23 protein-coding genes are annotated in these 19,268 nt (G+C 57.7%); 18 read left to right on the top strand and 5 right to left on the bottom strand.

Annotated elements, in window-relative coordinates:
• Window position 1 precedes the first annotated feature (1 nt).
• From FIU88_RS18465 to FIU88_RS18455, 3 genes are all read right to left on the bottom strand, one after another.
• Window positions 2–2,758: a VPA1269 family protein gene (locus FIU88_RS18465; protein WP_216647298.1), complete on the bottom strand. Its 2,757-nt coding sequence runs from the start codon at window positions 2,756–2,758 to the stop codon at window positions 2–4.
• Entirely contained in the window at window positions 2,745–4,073 is a 1,329-nt protein-coding gene (gene gmtY / locus FIU88_RS18460) for a gamma-mobile-trio recombinase GmtY (protein ID WP_152478282.1), read from the bottom strand. Before gmtY ends, FIU88_RS18465 begins: the two co-directional genes overlap by 14 nt.
• Window positions 4,074–4,235: 162 nt before the next feature.
• Window positions 4,236–4,787 (bottom strand): RadC family protein, encoded by a 552-nt coding sequence (locus FIU88_RS18455; RefSeq protein WP_152480415.1) that lies wholly within the window; start codon window positions 4,785–4,787, stop codon window positions 4,236–4,238.
• Window positions 4,788–4,927: 140 nt separating this feature from the next.
• On the opposite strand from FIU88_RS18455, the gene FIU88_RS18450 reads away from it, so the two are divergent.
• From FIU88_RS18450 to FIU88_RS18420, 7 genes are all read left to right on the top strand, one after another.
• Window positions 4,928–5,836 carry an ArdC family protein gene (locus FIU88_RS18450; protein ID WP_152480414.1) on the top strand — a complete coding sequence of 303 codons (909 nt, stop codon included), beginning with the start codon at window positions 4,928–4,930 and terminating at the stop codon, window positions 5,834–5,836.
• Between the two features lie 127 nt (window positions 5,837–5,963).
• On the top strand, window positions 5,964–6,998 hold the full coding sequence (locus tag FIU88_RS18445) for a DNA-binding protein (protein ID WP_172977785.1): 1,035 nt from the start codon (window positions 5,964–5,966) through the stop codon (window positions 6,996–6,998).
• Between the two features lie 13 nt (window positions 6,999–7,011).
• The gene (locus FIU88_RS18440; protein ID WP_152480412.1) at window positions 7,012–8,106 is read left to right on the top strand and encodes an endonuclease/exonuclease/phosphatase family protein; all 1,095 of its coding nucleotides are present in this window, start codon (window positions 7,012–7,014) and stop codon (window positions 8,104–8,106) included.
• 62 nt (window positions 8,107–8,168) lie between these two features.
• A complete protein-coding gene (locus FIU88_RS18435; RefSeq protein ID WP_152480411.1) occupies window positions 8,169–8,489 on the top strand; it encodes a hypothetical protein in 321 nt (106 codons plus the stop codon).
• Window positions 8,490–8,649: 160 nt separating this feature from the next.
• The gene (locus tag FIU88_RS18430) at window positions 8,650–9,144 is read left to right on the top strand and encodes a hypothetical protein (RefSeq protein ID WP_152480410.1); all 495 of its coding nucleotides are present in this window, start codon (window positions 8,650–8,652) and stop codon (window positions 9,142–9,144) included.
• A gap of 132 nt (window positions 9,145–9,276) precedes the next feature.
• Entirely contained in the window at window positions 9,277–9,957 is a 681-nt protein-coding gene (locus FIU88_RS18425) for a hypothetical protein (RefSeq protein WP_152480409.1), read from the top strand.
• A gap of 59 nt (window positions 9,958–10,016) precedes the next feature.
• Complete coding sequence (locus FIU88_RS18420) at window positions 10,017–10,271, top strand: hypothetical protein (RefSeq protein ID WP_152480408.1); 255 nt, start codon at window positions 10,017–10,019, stop codon at window positions 10,269–10,271.
• Between the two features lie 64 nt (window positions 10,272–10,335).
• Here FIU88_RS18420 and FIU88_RS18415 read toward each other — a convergent pair whose 3' ends face one another.
• The gene (locus tag FIU88_RS18415; RefSeq protein ID WP_253742833.1) at window positions 10,336–10,626 is read right to left on the bottom strand and encodes a hypothetical protein; all 291 of its coding nucleotides are present in this window, start codon (window positions 10,624–10,626) and stop codon (window positions 10,336–10,338) included.
• 155 nt (window positions 10,627–10,781) lie between these two features.
• On the opposite strand from FIU88_RS18415, the gene FIU88_RS18410 reads away from it, so the two are divergent.
• On the top strand, window positions 10,782–11,117 hold the full coding sequence (locus FIU88_RS18410; RefSeq protein ID WP_152480406.1) for a hypothetical protein: 336 nt from the start codon (window positions 10,782–10,784) through the stop codon (window positions 11,115–11,117).
• 41 nt (window positions 11,118–11,158) lie between these two features.
• Here FIU88_RS18410 and FIU88_RS18405 read toward each other — a convergent pair whose 3' ends face one another.
• The gene (locus tag FIU88_RS18405; RefSeq protein ID WP_152480405.1) at window positions 11,159–12,031 is read right to left on the bottom strand and encodes a DUF6685 family protein; all 873 of its coding nucleotides are present in this window, start codon (window positions 12,029–12,031) and stop codon (window positions 11,159–11,161) included.
• A 91-nt stretch (window positions 12,032–12,122) separates the two neighbouring features.
• Between FIU88_RS18405 and FIU88_RS18400 the strand changes: the two genes are divergently transcribed.
• The 10 genes from FIU88_RS18400 (at window position 12,123) to FIU88_RS18355 (ending at window position 19,126) form a co-directional block, all read left to right on the top strand.
• Window positions 12,123–12,635, top strand: a complete 513-nt coding sequence (locus tag FIU88_RS18400) for a DUF192 domain-containing protein (protein WP_172977784.1) — start codon at window positions 12,123–12,125, stop codon at window positions 12,633–12,635.
• Between the two features lie 67 nt (window positions 12,636–12,702).
• Complete coding sequence (locus FIU88_RS18395) at window positions 12,703–13,596, top strand: hypothetical protein (RefSeq protein ID WP_152480403.1); 894 nt, start codon at window positions 12,703–12,705, stop codon at window positions 13,594–13,596.
• 145 nt (window positions 13,597–13,741) lie between these two features.
• On the top strand, window positions 13,742–14,020 hold the full coding sequence (locus FIU88_RS18390; RefSeq protein WP_152480402.1) for a hypothetical protein: 279 nt from the start codon (window positions 13,742–13,744) through the stop codon (window positions 14,018–14,020).
• Window positions 14,021–14,037: 17 nt separating this feature from the next.
• Window positions 14,038–14,703: an SOS response-associated peptidase gene (locus FIU88_RS18385; RefSeq protein WP_152480401.1), complete on the top strand. Its 666-nt coding sequence runs from the start codon at window positions 14,038–14,040 to the stop codon at window positions 14,701–14,703.
• A gap of 459 nt (window positions 14,704–15,162) precedes the next feature.
• Window positions 15,163–15,510, top strand: coding sequence for a hypothetical protein (locus tag FIU88_RS18380; protein ID WP_152480400.1), 348 nt, complete (start codon window positions 15,163–15,165; stop codon window positions 15,508–15,510).
• Entirely contained in the window at window positions 15,507–15,920 is a 414-nt protein-coding gene (locus FIU88_RS18375; protein ID WP_152480399.1) for a hypothetical protein, read from the top strand. Before FIU88_RS18380 ends, FIU88_RS18375 begins: the two co-directional genes overlap by 4 nt.
• 156 nt (window positions 15,921–16,076) lie before the next feature.
• Complete coding sequence (locus FIU88_RS18370; RefSeq protein WP_152480398.1) at window positions 16,077–16,436, top strand: hypothetical protein; 360 nt, start codon at window positions 16,077–16,079, stop codon at window positions 16,434–16,436.
• A 135-nt stretch (window positions 16,437–16,571) separates the two neighbouring features.
• Window positions 16,572–16,943, top strand: coding sequence for a hypothetical protein (locus FIU88_RS18365; RefSeq protein WP_152480397.1), 372 nt, complete (start codon window positions 16,572–16,574; stop codon window positions 16,941–16,943).
• A gap of 81 nt (window positions 16,944–17,024) precedes the next feature.
• Window positions 17,025–17,645: a hypothetical protein gene (locus tag FIU88_RS18360; RefSeq protein WP_152480396.1), complete on the top strand. Its 621-nt coding sequence runs from the start codon at window positions 17,025–17,027 to the stop codon at window positions 17,643–17,645.
• 113 nt (window positions 17,646–17,758) lie between these two features.
• Window positions 17,759–19,126 carry a DNA cytosine methyltransferase gene (locus FIU88_RS18355; protein ID WP_152480395.1) on the top strand — a complete coding sequence of 456 codons (1,368 nt, stop codon included), beginning with the start codon at window positions 17,759–17,761 and terminating at the stop codon, window positions 19,124–19,126.
• The last annotated feature ends 142 nt before the right edge of the window (window positions 19,127–19,268 follow it).

Below are 19,268 nucleotides of genomic sequence, written 5' to 3'. Positions count from 1 at the left end.
ATTAGCAGCCCGTCTCGTTTAATAGCTGAGGCTTTAGAATCAGAGAAAGCTCCGACCTATCAATTCTCTCCTCCTCCATCAGCTCGTCTAGCCTCACTGAACAGTCAACGACCTGGCCAACTCTTTCCCAGGTTTTCAGCCGTGACCTCAAAAAACCGACTACCTGGTTACCAACTTTAAGCTGCTGCTCATCCGTCAACATAAAAAGGCTCGGCTGCAACTCATTAAAAACCGACATTCGGTCCAACAATTGAGACCTCGGCGCTATTGCAACGGCTGCATCAGCCGAATGGTAGATTGTTGCATTCTCGCAAATCTCATGCAGTTGCTGAAAGTAAGAGACCTCCTCCATTTCTATCTCCATTTCGGAATCGGGCATCTTAATCAGAGAAATACCATCCTCTGCATCAGAAGAGACACCATTGACAGCTGACACGCACATCCTGATTAACTTATAGCAGGACTGCAAATCGCACAGGAACATGTCCATTTTCTTTGCTGCACTCTCATACTCTGACTCCAGCTTTCTTTGTTCTGCCTCAAGCGAAACTCTCTCAGCCTGATCAAAACTCATGCCCTTTGCATTTGCAATATACTCATCTCGATCTATCTTCTCCAACCTTTCTGTGATTGTGGAGATTTCTTCTTGGAGCCGCATACATTTTTCAGACTGCTTATTCGAAACGAACAAAATCTCGTTCCCAACCGACATTAAGCCACCCAGAAAAACCGGTCCTGTGATGAAATGCCTGCACCTAAGACAGTTCTGCATTCCCAAATACCCCATGGGCACCGGAGCCCGTACTCTTGTAGCGCCGACCTGATCTCCTCCATCATCGCAGCGTGAGGCAGCAAATGGACAAATACCATAGTCTCTGAATACAAAATTTCCTGCAGGCACACTATTGGTTAGCGACATCAGAAGGTCTTCATTATTAGAAACCAACTGATTCTTTACCGACTCAATTTTATTGGACTCAATTGTTTTTTGTATTGCTTCCACCTCGGCTTGAAGCGCAATCTTCTCGCCTTCCTCCAATCGCCGCCTTATTTCCCCATGGGATATTTTGCAATAATATATCGACATGACGATCGAAGAGTGCCCCACGACCTTCATGACAACTTCAACCGGCATCCCCATTTCCATAACATAAGCTGTAATCAAGCTCACCCGCATGGAATGAGGGGTGTATGGAGACTTATAACAAGATATATTATTAGGCAGCCCACTCAGCTCTGAAAGCCTAAGATGCGATGGTTGTATATGATAAATGGCAGCTGCCAACCTGCCCGTCAAAGCCGTGCCGACATTTTTTGGCTCAACATCTTCAAAAGCCCTAAATAAAAAACAGTTGACACCTTTTGACTTCAACTGAATTTCATTTAAGTTGGTTCTCTTGCACCGCGACCAGCTGGTAGGAAAAGCGACAGGATTATATTTAGCCTGCCACTCTCTCAACTTAATCAACCAGTATGCAAGATCTTCCGGCATCCATGGTATGGAGTAACCGCCATTATTGGACGATGTCTTATTAGTTGTAACAAACATCCCAATCTGGTCATCGGGATAGCGCTTAACAAAAGACTGCGACTTAGTCATCCCTGCCATTTCGGCATGATTCTTTACCCACGCCACTCCTCCAGCATCCTTAATTACAGGTATATATTCGTCAGCCTCACCCGAATCATTATAAGCGATCTGCCTTCCTCGAAGAGGAACCTTTGTCAAAGCAAAGGTGTGCACCCAGTCTGTCGGAACCCATAGATACCAGAAAGGCCCTGCTTTCTTGTAAACGCAGTCTGGGTCATCTTTGTCAATAATATGTCTTTCTACTTTCACCCAGTCCGAATCGAACTCATGAAGATGTGCAAGGTCACGAAAACTTCTAGCTGACTCTGGAATAATCCATGACTGGGCCTTCCTGACAAAGTGATACTGAAGACAAGGTTTGGTTGACTCGCTTCTTCCAGGCGAAGACACATAAGAGTCGGTCAACATAAACTCAAATGGATTTCGGGCATCCATCAGCCTGAACACTTCTCCAGTCTCTTCATCCTCCACAGTCAAATCAGACCCGATGATATAATCAAAAAATTCATTTACTGACAGTATGACATTTCTTCTCATATTGTCTGTTGAGAACTTTTCCAGCTCATCTCTAAATGGTTTTATATTTACTTTTTGCTTTGTTAGAAACTCCTGAGGACTTTTACTTCCATCATGCCTCTCAATATAAACTCTCACAAACCTACATAGATAGGATTTTTTCGAGCTTCCCCCCAGCGCCTGCCTCATAAACTCATCTATCTTTACGCGCCACTGCTTAAATTCCGGCAGGATAAACTCTACATTGAATGGTTCTTCTTTCCCCAAGAACTTGTACCAGTTTTTCCAGCTTTCTGCATACGCGCCTTGTGGGTCAAATGGAAATCTGGGGTCGCCGAGGTCTTTGACATACTTCTTATATTCTGACTGAGACCTTATCCCCTTCCCTTTAATCTTATAAACAACTTCTTCGTAGGTATAGAATTCTGGGATGTCAAAAAAATCATTATAGCTAACCCACTCATCCGGAAACATCCTCTCCGGATGAGCAACCAATCCCGGGACTTCCTTATATCGCTTCTTGTACTCAGAAGAGTTGCTAATCCCATGCTTCTTGCAAAGAAGCTTCATTTCGTGCAGAGAAAAATTCGCTTTAGGTAGCTTAAGAACATCCTCATCCACATTAAGCATCTTAAGCTTACGCATCTTCATCAGCAACACCTCGCATTATTTCTCTTATATCTTCATTGGTTGGCTTAATATAAACCAGGCAAGAATCAGGGCTTCTATGATGCATGGATTTTTGTATTTCAACCCGACTCAAACCAAATTTTCTAGCTCTATAACCATATGCATGCCTGTGTCCATGCTCGGTCGTGCCGAACTCTTTTTTACATACCAAGCCAATCTTTTCTACGGCTCTCTTGTGAGCGCGCTGGAAATTTTTTAAGGTTTCAGGCCCGCCATCTTTTTTAGTAAATGCAAATGGGTGGAAGCTGGCAGCAGGCTCCATTCTTTGGTATTTTAGATACTTCACCCAAACTGCTAAAAAGGTTTTCGCCATGCTAGGTGGATTAAAAATCACCTCAAAAAAACCAGCACTGCTTGTAAGAAGAGCACCTTTCCACCCTGCATGAAGCCGCTCGCTTAGCGGGTAAGAATTTCTTGGCTTATATTGCGTCTCTGCAAGAAGATATTCTCTTCTATTTTTATAATCCGGCAGTGGTGACTTCCCATACTCTGGGTGATACACCCTAACCAGTGCCTCGTCCCTTCGCTCAGGGTGCACAGTGATATCTGAAACGTAAAGGTGAAATAACTCACTCTTCCTCAACCCCCCATAGTTCATTAACATGGTCATTAGTTGATATTTGTAGTTCACTCCCCCAGAGTTGCTAAACCCTTCCTGCAAAAGAACATCCACCATGTCATCAGGAAATTTAACCACCTTATCGTTATCTATTTTAGGATCGCGATACCCTGCCACGGCTCTCGTTCGCCCAACTTCCAAATAGGCGTCCGCTCTTTTCTTTAAGTGATTGAGAAAAACATTGGCATTTCTATTATAGTATGCGCACCAATTTAACCTTTCTTCATAACCCGTTGCTTTTAAAAATGGATTTATACGAGCGGCCTCATATTCAGGCTGCCTGGCCAAATAATCCGTATAGTGTGTTATATGAAACAAAATATTGTTCACATCGAATGTTGAACGCGGGGGCCAGAACAACCCCATAGGGTCGTTACAGCTTTCATAATCAATAGTCCCTGTTACTAAAGAACGGGTGAATGATTTCAATAAGTCAATGGCTCTAATCTCGCCACTCAACGAATTTATATAAGAAATCAAAAGCCGAAGTGAAAAAACTGACCTTTCTTTCCAAGATTCACTTTTGTAACTGAACCAGGCCAAGTATCTGAGGTGGGATGCAATCACTCCACTTTCAGTATAAACAGCCGGCAACAAGTAAACATTACCGCTAGCCACATCCACGTAGCGGACTTGGACCTTATGTGCGAAGGGCATCAGATAGTACTTTTTTAGGGGTTGTTTTCATGTCTAGACCAAAAACCTTCAGTCGTCAATAAAAAACACCTTGGAAATAGTATTCGAAGGAAGGGGTTCTTTATGAAAAAACCCCTCCAGCAAAGTTGCCAGAGGGGCTATGAAGCGGCTGTGCCGCAATCGCTACATCAAGCCTCGATCTGAAAAGCTCGTGCATTCCGTGCCTGCCACAATGATGTGATCAAGCACTCTCACGTCGATCAGCCCAAGCGCCTCCTGGATGCGCTGGGTGATACGACGATCTGCATCACTCGGTTCAATCGATCCTGATGGATGATTGTGAGTGAGAATTACCGCCCCAGCGTTCACCTCAAGAGCCCGACGGGCTATCTCTCGAGGGTAGATTGAAGCGGAGTCCAAAGTACCGTTGAACAGCACTTCGTGCTTGATGAGCCGGTGCTGCGAGTCTAACCAGCTAACAGCGAAGACCTCGTAAGGTACTGTGGCATAGCGAATCGTCAGGTAGTCCAGAGCTATATGCGGATGGTTGAACACCACGCTGAAGTCCTGGTACTTGCCATAGAACCGCTTTTCGATGATCCGCAGAGCTTCTTCGATCACCGCGTCCTCTTCCTGCTTGAGCTGGCTCGGGGCTCCACCCCCCTTTCCAGGGAAGGCATAGACCTCTGCCGGCTCCGAGACTGCGAACAGATCCATCTGGTTCGTGCGCTTCATCACATGCTCCTCTCTCTCATACCCGTTATCGGGCCTCACCTGGAGATAGGGAGAGCACTGCCCCCGCACCCCTCCTGTCACCCCGCGCCCTATCCCCTCTTGAGACCTGCATCCCGCAGGAATGAGAGAGGAGATGGATCATGAGCAAGAGCAAGCGTGCGATCGACGGCATTCGGGAAGCACTCATCCAGGGCCTGAAGGAAGGCACCGCCCCCTGGCAGAAACCCTGGAAGCCCGGTAACACGGATGTGAGCCAGCCCTACAACGCCTCTTCAGGCCGCGCTTACACGGGTTGGTCGAACATCGTGAGCCTGTGGGTCGCAGCAGATCGGTCGGGCTACACAAGCCCTGCCTGGGTCACCTTCAAGCAAGCGAAGGATCTCGGCACACACCCTCGCAAGGGGGAAAAGGGCACTCCGGTGGAATTCTGGAAGTTCCACAAGAAGCGCGAGAAGGACGAGAACGGTAACACCGAGGAGAAGGTCATCCCGGTAAACCGTATCTTCTACGTCTTCAACGAGGAGCAGCTGGCTGACCCGCTGACGGAGGCTGCCAAGCCCCCCGTCATCGAGGCCCAACCAGAGCCCGTGCAGTTCGTTGCGCAGCTGATTGAGGCCTCAGGGGTAGCTCTGACCTGGGGAGGCGACAAGGCCTACTACCGGCCCTCTACGGACGGTATCCGCCTGCCTCGCCCTGAGCAGTTCCATGAAGTCAGCGAGATTGCCGCCACTGGGCTGCACGAGCTGATTCATGCGACTGGCGCAGCTAACCGCTTGAACCGCGACAAGAGCGATCGCGCTCGAGAGGAGGTTGTGGCGGAAGCTGGCGCCTGGCTTGCTGCCATGCGTTTCGGCTTGCCCGCTACACCGGAAAACTCCGCGTCCTATCTCACCGGCTGGGCCTCTCGGCTCACTGGTGATCAGGCGAAGGAGTTGGACCGTGCTCTGTCGGATGCACAGAAGGCGGTCACCTTCATTGAACAACTCGCACAAGAGTGCGGGATGCTTGATGAAGCACCCGAATCACCGGCCGCTACTGCGGTTGCGTGACAGATAGACCCATTCAACAGCCTTCCCCCTGGGAAGGCTTTTTTCTGGGCGGACGATTTTCCTGGCGCAATGTATGTATTATATGTACAGTACATACATACAATACATACACCGGGAGAGAAAGGGCATGGCGATCAAACCTGAGATTCAGGAGCGAATTGTAGCGGCAGCGGAACAGTTGGTAGCGGAAGGCGTGGACAAGCCCACCAATGAGCAAGTCCGGGAACGCCTGGGCGGCGGCTCCCTATCCCATATCTCGCCGGTCATGCGGGAGTGGAGGGAGAACCAGATGGTCACGGCCGTCGCCATCCGGGACATGCCCAACGAGATACGCACGGTCCTTGAGCGTGTTGGTGCCGAGCTGTGGCGCAGCGCCAGCCAGCTGGCGGATGAGGATGTAGAGAGGATTCGCGCCCAGTCGGGTGAGCAGCTGAAGGCGGCACATGGCGAGCGCGATGAAGCCCTCAGGGAGGTCGAGCGGCTTGAGGCCCGAATCGCGTCTATGCAGGAGGACCACGAACACGACAAGGCTCAGGTTGCACGGCTGACGGAAGAGAACCAGACCCTGGCCACCGAAACGGCTACCGCCAAGCAACGCGCCGAAGACGCCATGGAGCGCGTCAACGATCTCCATGGCCAGTTGAGCCGGCAAAGCGACCAGCTGGAGGCCGCCCGCGGCCAGGTACAGCAGATGCAGTCGGCCGCGGATCAGCTGCGCGAGGACAAGGCCTCGATCGGGAACCAGCTGGCAACCGTGGAGGGCGACCTCAAGAGCACTACCCGAGAGCTTGAGGCGGCCCGCCAGCGCGAATCGCGTATCCAGCAGACCCTGGAGGAGGTCAACCAAGAACTGTCCTCACTCCAGCAGGAGCATGCCAGCCTGCGCTCGGAGCAAGCCTCGACCGCCAAGCGGAACGATGAGCTGAAGGAAGAGAGCGCCAGCCTGCGAAGCACCATCGACCAACTCAGGGCCTCGGTCAGCGAGGCAAACGCCGAGCTGAAAGCTGCCCGAGAGCAGATCGTGGAGCTGAAAGGGGTCAGGCAAGAGCTGGCCGACACCCGAACAGAACTCGCGGTCACGCAAGCCCGTGAGAAGGAGCTGCGTGGCCAGCTAGACCAACGCCCCGAACCGTCACAACCAAAGCGGGGCGGTAAATCCTAAGCACGGAGGAAACATGACGTTCAAAGCCCCCATCACGATTGCCAGTGCTGTGCTGGCGCTCTCCCCCACCCTGGCGCCAGCCGACATGATCCTGGGCAGCTGGAATGTGCGCCAGCTCGGCTGGGACAACGGCAAGGAGGTCGAGAAGGTCGCCCATGTCGCCCAGTCGATGGATCTCATCGCCTTGCAGGAGCTGATGGATGAGAGCGCCCTCGAGGAGCTGGTCGCGCACCTCGAGGCGACAACCGGCGAAGTCTGGGGAGCCATGGCCAGCCATTCCCTTGGCGAGGGGGAGCGCTACCGGGAGCACTACGGCTTTGTCTGGCGGCAGTCGGAGGTGGAGTACGCTGAAGGGGCCGTGGTGTTCCTGGATCATGATGACGTGTTCGCCCGCGAGCCCTACTCTGCGAGGTTCCGTGATCGCGAGACGGGGCAAGAGCTGGCGCTGGCTAATCTGCATGTCATCTATGGGGATAGCGTCAGCGAACGTGCCCGGGAGGTGGAGGCCTTGGCCGACTACTGGGGGTGGCTGGAGGAGGTCTACCCAGACACGCCGAGAGTGCTGGCCGGCGACTTCAACCTGGAGCCGGACCACGAGGCCTGGGAACCGCTGCGCTCTGCTGGCGCCTCTCCCGCGCTGAGCCGTGTGGCGACCACGCTGGCGCATGAAACCGGCGTCTACCGGCACCTCTACGACAACTTCTGGCTCAACCCGGACGAACTCCCCATCAGCGATACAGGGGTGATCCCTTTCCCTACCTTGCTGGGCATGAGCCACGAGGAGGCTCGCTCCAGGGTCTCCGATCACGCGCCGATTTTCCTGGCCACTGATGGCGCAGAGATTCAGCTCTATGCCTGGCCAGGCACCGACGCCACACCGAGCGAAGACGTGGCGCCGTCCGACCTGAGCTGCATTGACCTCAACAAGAGCCCGGAGGGAGCCTTGGAGGGCTTGCCCCACATTGGTCCTGCCCGGGCTGAGCTTGTCGCCGAGAGGCGCCCCTGGGGCTCTGTGGCGGAGCTGAAGGATATAAGCGGCCTTGGGCCTGCCCGTGTCGCTGACATCCGCGAGAGCGGCCTCCTGTGCCCGCTGAGCGCGACTGGCTGACAGTGGGCGCCCTAGCTCTCCTCGAGACCTGCATCCCGCAGGAATGAGAGAGGAGCTGCTTCATGAGCGCACACGACGACATCCTGGACAGGCTGTGGGCCGCACGCCCGAAGGTATACACCGCGATCTGCAAAGACATGGCCGGGGAGTGGGAATTGCGCATCGAGTATGTGCAAGTCACGCCTCAGGCCGATCGCGAGGTAGAGCATCAAATGGCCATCCAGAAAGCCAAGGAGTCCTGCGCAGGGGCATGGGAGCGTGGCGTGGAGTACGCGCCCTGCATGTCGATGCCGGACACCAGCGCCATCGCCTGCATAGGCTTGTTCGAGGGAGGTGTCGAGCCGGCGATGCTCGATGAGGCCTACTTCGACTGTTCTGCATAACGCGCATCCCGACTGCGTGCTTCACTGGGATGGGTGGTGATCCTGGCCGGACACCCCCACCCCACCTTCCCCCAGGCACTAGCCTACCCCCCTTGTGTCACCCCCTTCCCTACCTCCTCACGAGACCTGCAATCCCGCAGGAATGAGAGGAAAAAGCACCATGACGATGAAGACAGCCACCCTCACTGACGCCCAGTGGGCCGACATCATGCAGCTGGTTGGCCGCGGCGAATCGGATCTCGCCGAGTATGTGCCACACCATGCCGGCAAGGATGGGTACGCGCCCGATGAGATCAATGACCTGGAGAGGCTGCTCAAGGACGAAGCCTCAGCGGAGCTGTCCAAGCAGCTCGCTGACGACACCGACGCTTCCAATGAGGCGCCGGCCACCCGGACCTATACCGCCTTCTGTCAGGAGAGCAATGGGACCGGGACGATCTGGATCAGCTCCATCGAGGTGGATGCCCAGGAGGATCGTGACAAGGAGTTAGCGAAAGCTGAAGAGCAGGCGAAGTATGAATGTGCCTGTGATTGGGGTCGCTTGACCGATCCTGACGATGAAGCTTCACCTCTCGATATAAGCGGCATAGTCTGCATGGGCCTTGCCGATGGCGATGTGAACATTGCGATGTGGGATGACACTCACCTCGAGTAGTTTGCTTCAAGGGCACCATCCTCGGATGGTGCCCTTTCCCTTCCAGGGGCGGCCAGAAGCGCCTGAAAGGTCACCCCTACCCCTACCCCCTCTCGAGACCTGCAATCCCGCAGGGATGAGAGGAGAAGCCCAATGAAGACCATCAATGCAGTCCGCCACCATGACGCCGACGCTGGCCAGGCATGGCTGGAAGTGCCGAAGCCCATCGTGAAAGGCCTGGGAATCGACAATGCTATCTCGCGCAAGTGCCTTGTCGACGCCACCAGTGTCTTCCTCACCGAGCCTCGGGATTCCCGGCTCGTGAAGCTGGCGCTGGACGACAAGCATGCCGAGGTGGAGATCACCGAGCAGCCGGTCGCCCAGGAGTCACTGCTTTATGATCTGAGCAGCTATACGCCTGCCCGCCTCGGAGACCAAGTGACCCTCCTCGAGGACCGCCTGATCGACTTGCCTCGTATCGAGGATCTGGGCAGCGAGAAGATCCTTGAGATCGCCTCGCAACTGCAAGATCGGGCACAGCGCTACTGCAACGTCATGCTTCCTGAACACGAGTGGGTCTCTGACCTGCTGCAATTCAAGAAGGGGCTGGAAGCAGAAGCGGCGCTGCGTGATTGCGCGGCCCACACCTCAACGATCGGCATGATGACCGAGGTGCGCCGCGGCAATAACGAGGGGTACGTCTGCACGGCATACCTGACCCGCGCCCTGTCGAAGGCTGGCTTGGTGGCTGTCCCGCTGGTGATCGGTAAGTTCTGGAGCTGGGAGCAGGCTGACCAGCTCTCGAAGAAGATCCAGGAGTGGTACTGCTGGTGAGCTGCCGGATCGTTTGATCCACATAGACGAAACGGGCCACTGGCCCTCTGGAGGAAAGCATGTCCAGCATCAAGTTTGTGACGGACCAGCGACCCGGTGAGCCTGACATCCTTTCGGGACACCAGCTCGAGGCGTTGACCATCATGGACCTAGATCGCAGCAAGGTACTGCTGCGCGTACTTCCGTCTGGCCCATGGACCCATGAGGCCTTGGAAGAGACAGGGGATGGCATCGCACAGATGCTGCCCCAGGAAGTCGAGAATGGCGTTGAGGCCTTCCTCGGCTCCCAGTGGGTAGGCAGCACTGAGGTGTGACCTACCGGATCGTTCGATCCTTTCTCAAGCCCCTCCTCTTCTGAGGCTGGGGCTTTTTCATGTCTCAGCCGGCCTGCTCACTACCAGCTCGCCAGAGCGCCCAGATCCGCTGGAACACCTCCCCATAGCCGAGATCATCGGGATAGACGCGATGGCTCGCCACCCACAGGAACACCACACCGCACGCACTGGCCAGCTCGTCATCCATGCCCCAGAGGGTGGTGAGGTCAAAGCCCCCGTTCTCCGCGGCGTTGTACCATGCCAGCAGGAAGTCGGCGCAGCGCCGGGATTGCCCGGTATCGCTCAAGGCTGCGGCGACAAGCCTCTCGAGGGCCTGCGTCGTGGTGTCATCCATCCTCACTGTGGTCATGCCTGTCACCCTCTCCGGTTGTTGGTGCTGGCGCCAGCCAAGCACGGTGCTTGCAAAGCCTCCTCCGAAGCACCATAGAGAATAGGGTCCGAAGGCGCGGCATGGCCACGGGCGATCGCAACCACAAAAGGAGCCACAGGATGAGCATTGATGCGCTGGCGCGGGCCGTGACGGCTCTCGACAACCATGAGATATACAACCCTGACGACGAGCTGAACCTGCTCGATAGCGAGTTTGTGAGCGTCACCGATGAAACCACTGGCGGTCTGCTGGAGCAGATCGAGGAGCTGGGCGGTGAGGTGCTGTTCGGCCCGGATGGCGGCCCGAACCGGAGGGCCATCACGGCGCTGCGCAAGCGGGGCCTCGAGGTGTCGGAAGCCGGCTCACCCTCCCCGGACAACCCCTATGAGACGTGTGTGGTGATCAAGATCGAGGAGGGCGAGATCCCGCTCACTAGCGAGCAGCTGGGGGTGTAGGGGGCCAGCCGGGGCGATCGCAGTCCTGACCTGCATCGCCTCTATGGGGTGACCTGGCTGCGCAGGAGGGCGCTGACATCGAACCAGCCATGCTCGCGTAGCACGGACGCGGCGCCAGCGGCTTTCTGGTTGTCCCGGGGCAGCAGCAGGAGGCGGTACGCTCCGTCCCAGGGTGGCGGTGCTGGGCACGTTGCGTGCGGAACCCCTGCCGCGGCCATGTGATGCGTGAAGGCCTCGAGCATCGTCTGGTCCTCGGGCTCGCAGAACATGTCGAAGGCGTTGAGGATGTCTTGGGCGGCCTCGCGGTCAAGGCTGTACCTGGCAAGGGGGGCTTGAACGCGGAATCTTGGGGCGTAGAAGCCGGCGAGATAACGGGCAGCGGCGAAGTGGTGCGCCCCACCCTGGTTGAGCAGGTGGTAGCCTTGGTCATGCCAGCTGAAGACTTCCAGCGTCTCTCCCGCTCCAGGAGAGGCATTGAATCGCAGCTCGTGCCAGCCGAGCAGTTTCTCTATCCAGGCAGGGTCACTGTTGATGAGACCGCAGCATTCGCTGAGCGCGTAGGCGTCGAGGGTAGCCGAGGTGGCGAGACTGCCCTTCCCAGATTCCAGGCTGGTGATCTCTCGTATCAAACAGCTGAAGGCGTCGTGATGTTGCGTCGTGATGAGGCGGGTTGCTGGCGCGAGAGTGGCGCGACGGCAGTGCATCCCTCGAGGGCCGGGCTCCCAGTGTGCAATATCCCCACCGAAGCAGGGCGACCAGTCTTGCCACCGGATGATCCCTTGGCCGCTGGCGCTATCGGCCGGTAACGCTACTTGGCTGGCTTGTTCGTGAAACGCTTGAGCGTATTTCCAGGCTGCGGTGTTGACCCATCGGGCTTTGTGCAGCCAGCGGCCGAATGGCTTGGTCGCCGGCATGGATTCCTTTCTCCTGACTGTCCTGGGTAGCGTCAGCCACGGACCTATCCATGGGGCAACCCGATATGAATCACTGGAGCCCCAGGAAACCATGCCTCAGACCCGCTCGACGTTGACGCGCCACAGCCCGCCATCGATGACCACAGGTATCGGCATCACAGCCCTATTCTTGACGGGGATCACGATGATGGCCCTGGTGGCAGATCGCCAATCCATGCAGGAGATAGTGGGCCAGCTGGCCACGGAGGGTGGGCGTCATGAGCTGGCGCTTGAGGTGGCTCAAACCTCGCGCCAGCGGCGAAAGGGGCTGATGGAGCGCCCATCGCTTCCCGTCAACACGGGGATGCTCTTCACCTACGACGAACAGCAGCCAGCGCAGAGCAGCTTCTGGATGTACCAGACCCGCTTCCCCATCGACATCGCCTTTCTCGACCAGCGAGGGGAAATTCTGTCGGTGGAGACGATGCCGCCCTGCACCCGTCAGCGTGAGGATTGCCCTCGATATTCGGCCGGCGTGCCTTTCTGGATGGCCCTGGAGCTGAATGCTGGCGCCCTCGACGCCATGGGGGTGTCGGTGGGCGATCGGCTAGAGGTCGACCTCTAGCCCGTCAGGCCTGCCCCTACCTCTCCTCGAGACCTGCATACCGCAGGAATGAGAGAGGAGATGGATCATGAGCACGTCTGTAATTTCGCACCCGACCCGTGGCAAGTGGGGCAAATCGAGCTGGCGCGGTAACTGCTCGGGGCATGTCTACAAGGACATTTTCGAGCAGCTTCGCCCGGAGACCTTCTGCGACCCCATGGTGGGCAGTGGCACCTCAGTGGAGGTGGCCTCAGAGATGGGGATCGAGGCCTTTGGCCTGGATCTTCACTCGGGGTTCAACATCCTGCGGCACTCCATCCTGGATGCCACCGGGAAGCCGGTGGATCTCTGCCTGTCGCACCCGCCCTATCACGACATGATCGTGTACAGCGGGAACGTCTATCCCGGCGAGCACCCGGATGACCTGTCGCGCTGCGCTGATCCTGAGGAGTTCATGGACAAGCTCCAGCAGGCTCTGCTGAACCAGCGCGAGGCCGTGAACCATGGTGGCTTCTACGGGACGATCATTGGCGACCTGAGGCGGAATGGCCATTACTGGTCCTTCCAGGCTGATGCGATCGCCAGGATGCCTGCGGACGAGCTGAGGGCCGTGCTGATCAAGGCACAGCACAACGTCCAGAGCGTGTCACGGCAGTATGCGGGCATGCGGCTGCCCAGGGTGGCTCACGAGTACATCCTGTTGTGGCAGCGTCCTGATCGCAGCGTGGCCCTGTTGTCGACGCTCTCCAGCATGGCCCACAGTCAGCAGCGCCGGCTGCGGGGGTCATGGAAGGCCGTGGTACGCCAGGCGCTGGTATCGCTGGGTGGTGAAGCTCCGTTGTCGCGCCTGTACGAAGCGGTAGCGGAGAATGCGCCGGACAAGCTGGCGGGTCGTCAGCATTGGCGCGAGAAGGTTCGCCAGACGCTCTACGTCAATGACTGGTTTGCGCCGGTCGAGCGAGGTGTGTGGCGAGTCGCTTGATTGCACTTCAGCCCCCATGGCATTGCCTGGGGGCTTTTCTCTGGGTGGCCTCAGCATCATCCCCGGGCCTAGCAACTGCTGGCGCAGCACACGACGCAGAGGCTGGTATCCTTGAAACCACAAATCGCCCACGAGGAGCCCACTGATGGCAGTCGAGGAGAGCAATACCGTACCGCTGACGATCACCCTGCCGGCCGCTGTCCATGCCGAGCTGGAGTACCTGACGAAGCTCCAGAAGCAGCATGGAGCCGCGATTCCATGGGGAACGATTGAAGAGATGATGCAGGAGGTAGCGGTTGCCATCGCGGATGGCTCACGTCGACCTGGCGCTTGGGAGCGCCAGCTTTTGGACATGATAGGCCTGACACCGGAATGCGAAGAAGCCAGACACTATCGCGAGCAGTACGGTGAGCCGGCCGAATGATCGAGTGAACAGCAGCCATGTGTGGACGCTTCGCCCTCTATGATGACCCTCGCCAGGTGGCCGAGAGATTCGGCTACCCTCTGGCGTCCGGTGCAACATTCCCACCGGCCCGGTACAACATTCCCCCGGGCGGCCCGATCGTCGCAATCGCTGCTACGGAGGATCAGCCGGAGGTCACTGCACTCCAGTGGTCGTTCAAGCCCAGGTGGGCGCCAGAGGATGCGCCGCGCACGCATGTAGCCAGAGCCGAGAGTCTGGCGACGAGCCGATTCTGGAAGGGGGCCTTTTCACGCCACCGCTGCCTGGTGCCGGTGAACGGTTGGTTCGAGTGGCGGCACGAGGGTGAGCGCAAGCTCCCCTTCTACTTCCACGGAGCCTCGAATGGCCTGCTGCTGCTGGCGGGAGTCTTCACCAAGCGAGCTGATGGCGAGCTGGGGTGCGCGATCGTGACCCAGCCGGCCCAAGGCGTGGCGAAGCAGATTCATAGCCGCATGCCAGTCGTCGTGGCCGCTGGCGCTGAGGCCTGGCTCGACCCTGAAGTACAGGATCGGGACACGCTGAAACAGCAGCTCAAGCCTATCCACCCTGCGCAGCTGGCGGCCTATCCGGTCGGCCTGGCGGTCAACGATGCGACGGCCGATGGTCAGCATCTCCTGGCGCCGGCTGAAGAGATAGCGAGGTAGGAGCGGCTGACCGTCGATCAGCGGTGCCAGCGACGCCTCATTTCACGAATTTCCAACTGATGCCTTCCCAGCTGTCACCTACCGCCCTATCTTATGGGCGAGGCCGTTCGTCGAACGGTATGAGAGCGAGAAAATTGCTTTCGTAGACCTCATCGGTTTGGTTTTCAGGTTGCTTGGACAAGGCCCGCTGGCTTTTCGGCTATCACGCGAGGGCGCTTACGTCAGCTGTCCTGAAACCTCCATGAGGAATCCCTGTGGCCAAGCTGCCCAGGGTAAGCTGTCATGCACAGCAAATCAGCAGCCCAAGCCATTTGAGCTGATCTGATTCCTAGCAGTACCCTTCAAGCCCCTTCTAGTTCGCTAGTTGGGGCTTTCTCATTTCGTCAGGAAGTGTCAGTACGAGCCCTATCCCCTCCTGAGCTTGGTATGTCACCGAAATGGATTCCCACTGGAGGGCGCATGACCCCGGACCTGATTTCGCCGCTGAACGCTGACGCTGAGATGCAAAGCCATTACAGCTCAAACCCCCTGTTGCGCGACATGCTGGTTATTGAGGCGTATGAGCGACTGGGGTTGGATGGCGTTACTCCCCTGCCCCTGAGTAGCGATGAAGTCACTCGCTATAATGCGGCGGCTGCATCCCTGGAAGTCGAAGCAGAGGACGCTTTGACACGACTCGAGGATGGGCCGGACGAAAACAACCTGAGGCCGCTGCTGGCTGGGCGCCTGAGCATCGCCATCAGGGTCAGGCTGCTTGTCGCTGAAGCCACTGTCAAAACAGCCCGCCAGCATGGGACTCGCACATGATCTCCAGCATTGAGTACACCAGTCGTAGAGACATCGAACGGCGGCAGCCAGCCGCCGATACGGTAGTGCTGTCCATCCGCGGCTTCGATGAGCGGTCACCCCGCTTGGCCAGGGGATGGGGTGATGTGCTCGCGATGCAGTTCGATGATGTCGTGCCGGGGGAAGGCTTTGGCTGCGAGGAGCCGATGACCCCGGATGATGCGCGTCGGATCTCGGCCTGGATCGGCCACTGGGCGCAGGCCCGACAGCCGGTGAAGCTGCTGATTCACTGCAACGCAGGCGTGAGCCGTTCCGCCGCGGTCGCGCTCTGGGCGAGCCATGCGCTCCGTCGCCCTGCCCAAGGGGTGGAAGGGGATGGGCGCGATGCCAATCCGCACGTTCGCTCCCTGCTGGCCCAGGTGGCCGCATAACGCTCTTCTGCCCCCCATTCGCCTGATGGTGGCCACCGGCCTGCATGGTGGCCACCGGCCTGCATGGTGGCCACCGACTCCCAGCGCCAGCACCGTCATTATCCCCCCTACCTCCTCTTGAGACCTGCACTCCCGCAGGAATGAGAGAGGAGATGGATGATGAAGCTGGAGCGTTTCTATACCTACGCGATGATCGGTGATTCTGTTGTTGGCTTCGCTGGGGCCTACACGGTGACGGTCACTCTGAAGCACGATTTCGAGGCGTCCCCCGAGGACCACCTGCGCTGTGCCGAGGCCTCTGAGCATTATGGGTTCGTCGCCATGCTGGAAGCCGAAGTGAGCGTGGCAATCAACGAGCACTCGATCCGCATCCCGGATGCTCGGACCAAGCAGCACGCGATCGGTGTCAATGTCGGGGTGACGAGTAACCTCCTTGATACCCAGGCGGCTGTGCTGGCGCACCGAGCCCTGGAGAAGGCAAGAAGCATGGTCGGCCCAGCGGCTCGTGCAGCTTGATACCAGAAAGACCTTCAGAGCCCCCCATGGAAACATGTGGGGGCTTTTTCACGCTGGCGCCATGGGAGGTGTCATGCCCTCCCCTATCTCCCTTTCGAGACCTGCATACCGCAGGAATGAGAGAGGAGAACGATCATGGAACTCACGAAATTCGACAACTTTGCTATCTGCTCCGATACCGTTCAGGGCACCCAGGGCGACTACACCGTGACGGTGCTCCTGGATCGCGACCCGGATGTGACCCCTGACCACTTCGACTGCCACAGCGAGACCGATAAGCGTCGCTGGCTGGATGATGAGTGGTTCTACGGCGTGCTTCGGGCAAAGGTGTCAGTCGACGTAGCTGGTCAATCCGTTCTTCTGGATGACTGCGCTGCGAGCTTAGGCGCCATTGAGGTAAACATCGGCGACGATAACAGTCACCTGGACGAGCATGCTGAAGAGCTGGCGCGTGAAGCCTTTGAGCGCGGCGTCTCTTTGGTCAGTGCCATCAAGTTGGCTGCCTGATTCTGTTCTATAGACCCCACTCGCTGGGGTCTTTTTCTTTCCCGGAGTGACGCGATGACCGTTGGCCTTCCGACCTTGCCCATGAAGCTGCTCGGTCAACGCGCTCCCACCCTGCTGGATGCCCTCCTCTTTGACGCCTGGTATCGGCTGGAGCATGCCGTGTTCACGAAGGCTATCCACCACAAACAAGCCTTGGGCCTCCCGGCCCACAGAGAGCGCAGGCTGCTTCAGAACCTCAAGGCAATGCCCAAGCTGGCCTATGTCGCCGAAATACGCCTGAGGGGCCGTAGAGAGCGTCCTGTCTGCCCATGGCTGCCAAACATGGCGACATACCTGGCCCCACACCATGTCAGCATGCAAGTGATCGCTACGCTGACGGGGGCTACTCAACTCCCCTCGCAGCCGCTAGTCGATGCCTGGGTGGCCAGTGGGGCAGCCCATGACCTCCTCGAGGGGGCCACGCTCTTCGACAATTATGGTCGAGCCGTCTCTCGCCTGATTTACTCGCCGCGTAACCAGGCGATGGTTCCAGTCGACTACGCGATTCACCCCTTCCCGGCCTACCTGTGCCGACAGCGTGCTCGAACGTACCGGGAACGTGCTCTGGATGAATCGCCCGGTGTAGCTGCCAGCCTCCAGATAGCCGCCGACCAGCTCCTCGAGGAGGCGTCTATCCAGGAGCATCGAGCCTACTGTTGCTGAGGCCTACAGACGCCTCTGGCTTGGCCTTTCCGCCCTTCTCCGTCCCTCGGTCACTCTGCCCCCTACCTCTCCTCGAGACCTGCATACCGCAGGAATGAGAGAGGAGATGGATCATGAGCAAGAGCACTGTGATTTACACCAAGATTGGTGAGCATCGTGGCAAGCAGCGTCTGTGGCTGGAGGGCAATCGGCTGGCGCGTACCGGGATCTCTCCTGGGCAGCGTTTCAACCTCGTCGCCGGCCGAAAAAGCCTGACCCTTCAGTTTGCGGCAGATGGCGCCTACAAGGTGTCTCGCCGGAAGCGAGGGGAAAACGAGTTGCCGGTGATCGACATCACGGCAGCGGAACTGGCCGAGGCGCTGGGCAAGGTTGAGAGGGTTCGTGTCGTTGTGCGGGGCAACCGCATCGACATCACGATCCATCATCACGACCTCGCTGAGTCGGAGCGCATGGAGCGGCTGCTCAAGGCCCTCGGTAACGGGGAGCCCTTGGAAGTTGGCTCGATCGCGCATGGCGGTGGCGTGCTTGACCTAGCCATACACAAGGGGCTGGCAGATGCCGGGGTGCCCTCTCGATTGGCCTTTGCCAATGAGCTGGAGGGTGCCTACCTGGATGCTTCACTGGCCAATAATCCCGTCTGGGATGAGGACAGTATCGCTATCCAGGGGCCAATGCAGGATGTGGAGTGGCATAAGCTGCCTCCTGTCCACCTGTTATTGGCCGGTTTGCCCTGCACAGGCGCCAGTTTGTCGGGGCGTGCCAAGAATGGCCTGGCGCATGCGGAAGCGCACGAGACGGCTGGTAGCCTCTTCGTTGCCTTTCTGAATGCCATCCAGACCCTTCGGCCGGCAGCAGTCCTGCTCGAGAACGTCCCGCCCTACCAGAACACTGTCAGCATGATGGTGATTCGCAATGTGCTGTCGGGGCTTGGCTACGAGGTACAGGAGACGGTCCTCGATGGGCATGCCCTCGGTGCGTTGGAGCGGCGTGACAGGCTGTGCATGCTCGCGGTCAGCAAAGGGATTGAGGTTGACCTCGGGAAGCTGGAGCCGGTGCGTCAGCGTGAAGCCTCGCTTCAGGAGGTGCTTGATCCTCATGAAGCGGTCGCGTCACGCTACAAGGCCTACTCGTACCTGGCGGACAAGGAGGCGCGTGACCTGGCCTCAGGGAAAGGCTTTCGTCGGCAGCTGCTCGATGGAAGCGAGGATGGCCTCGGGACGATTGGGCGCGGGTACGCGAAGGCCCGATCTACTGAACCGTTCATCCGGCACCCGGATGATCCCAGCTTGTCCCGTCTCCTGACCAAGGCGGAACATGCCAGGGTCAAGACGATCCCGGAAGAGCTGGTACATGGTCTGCCGGAGACCGTCAGCCATGAGCTGCTGGGCCAATCAGTCGTGTTTGGGGCATTCCGTGCCGTGGGCCGGCTGGTCGGCAACTGCTTGGCGAGCATGAAACGCTCAGATGCCATAGCAGCTTGATCTACCCTTCGAGCCCCAGGCACATCCGTGCTTGGGGCTTTTTTCAGTTTCGCATGCGAAATCGCGCTGGCGCTTTGGTCTCGCCACCCGGGAACGTGGCAGTCGCCCCCCTACCTCTCCATAACCGTCACACCTTGCCCTA

This window comes from Halomonas sp. THAF12 (genome assembly GCF_009363675.1).
Lineage (GTDB): Bacteria > Pseudomonadota > Gammaproteobacteria > Pseudomonadales > Halomonadaceae > Halomonas > Halomonas smyrnensis.
The sequence above is the reverse complement of the archived record's forward strand: the minus strand, read 5'-3'. Positions and strand labels throughout refer to the sequence as shown.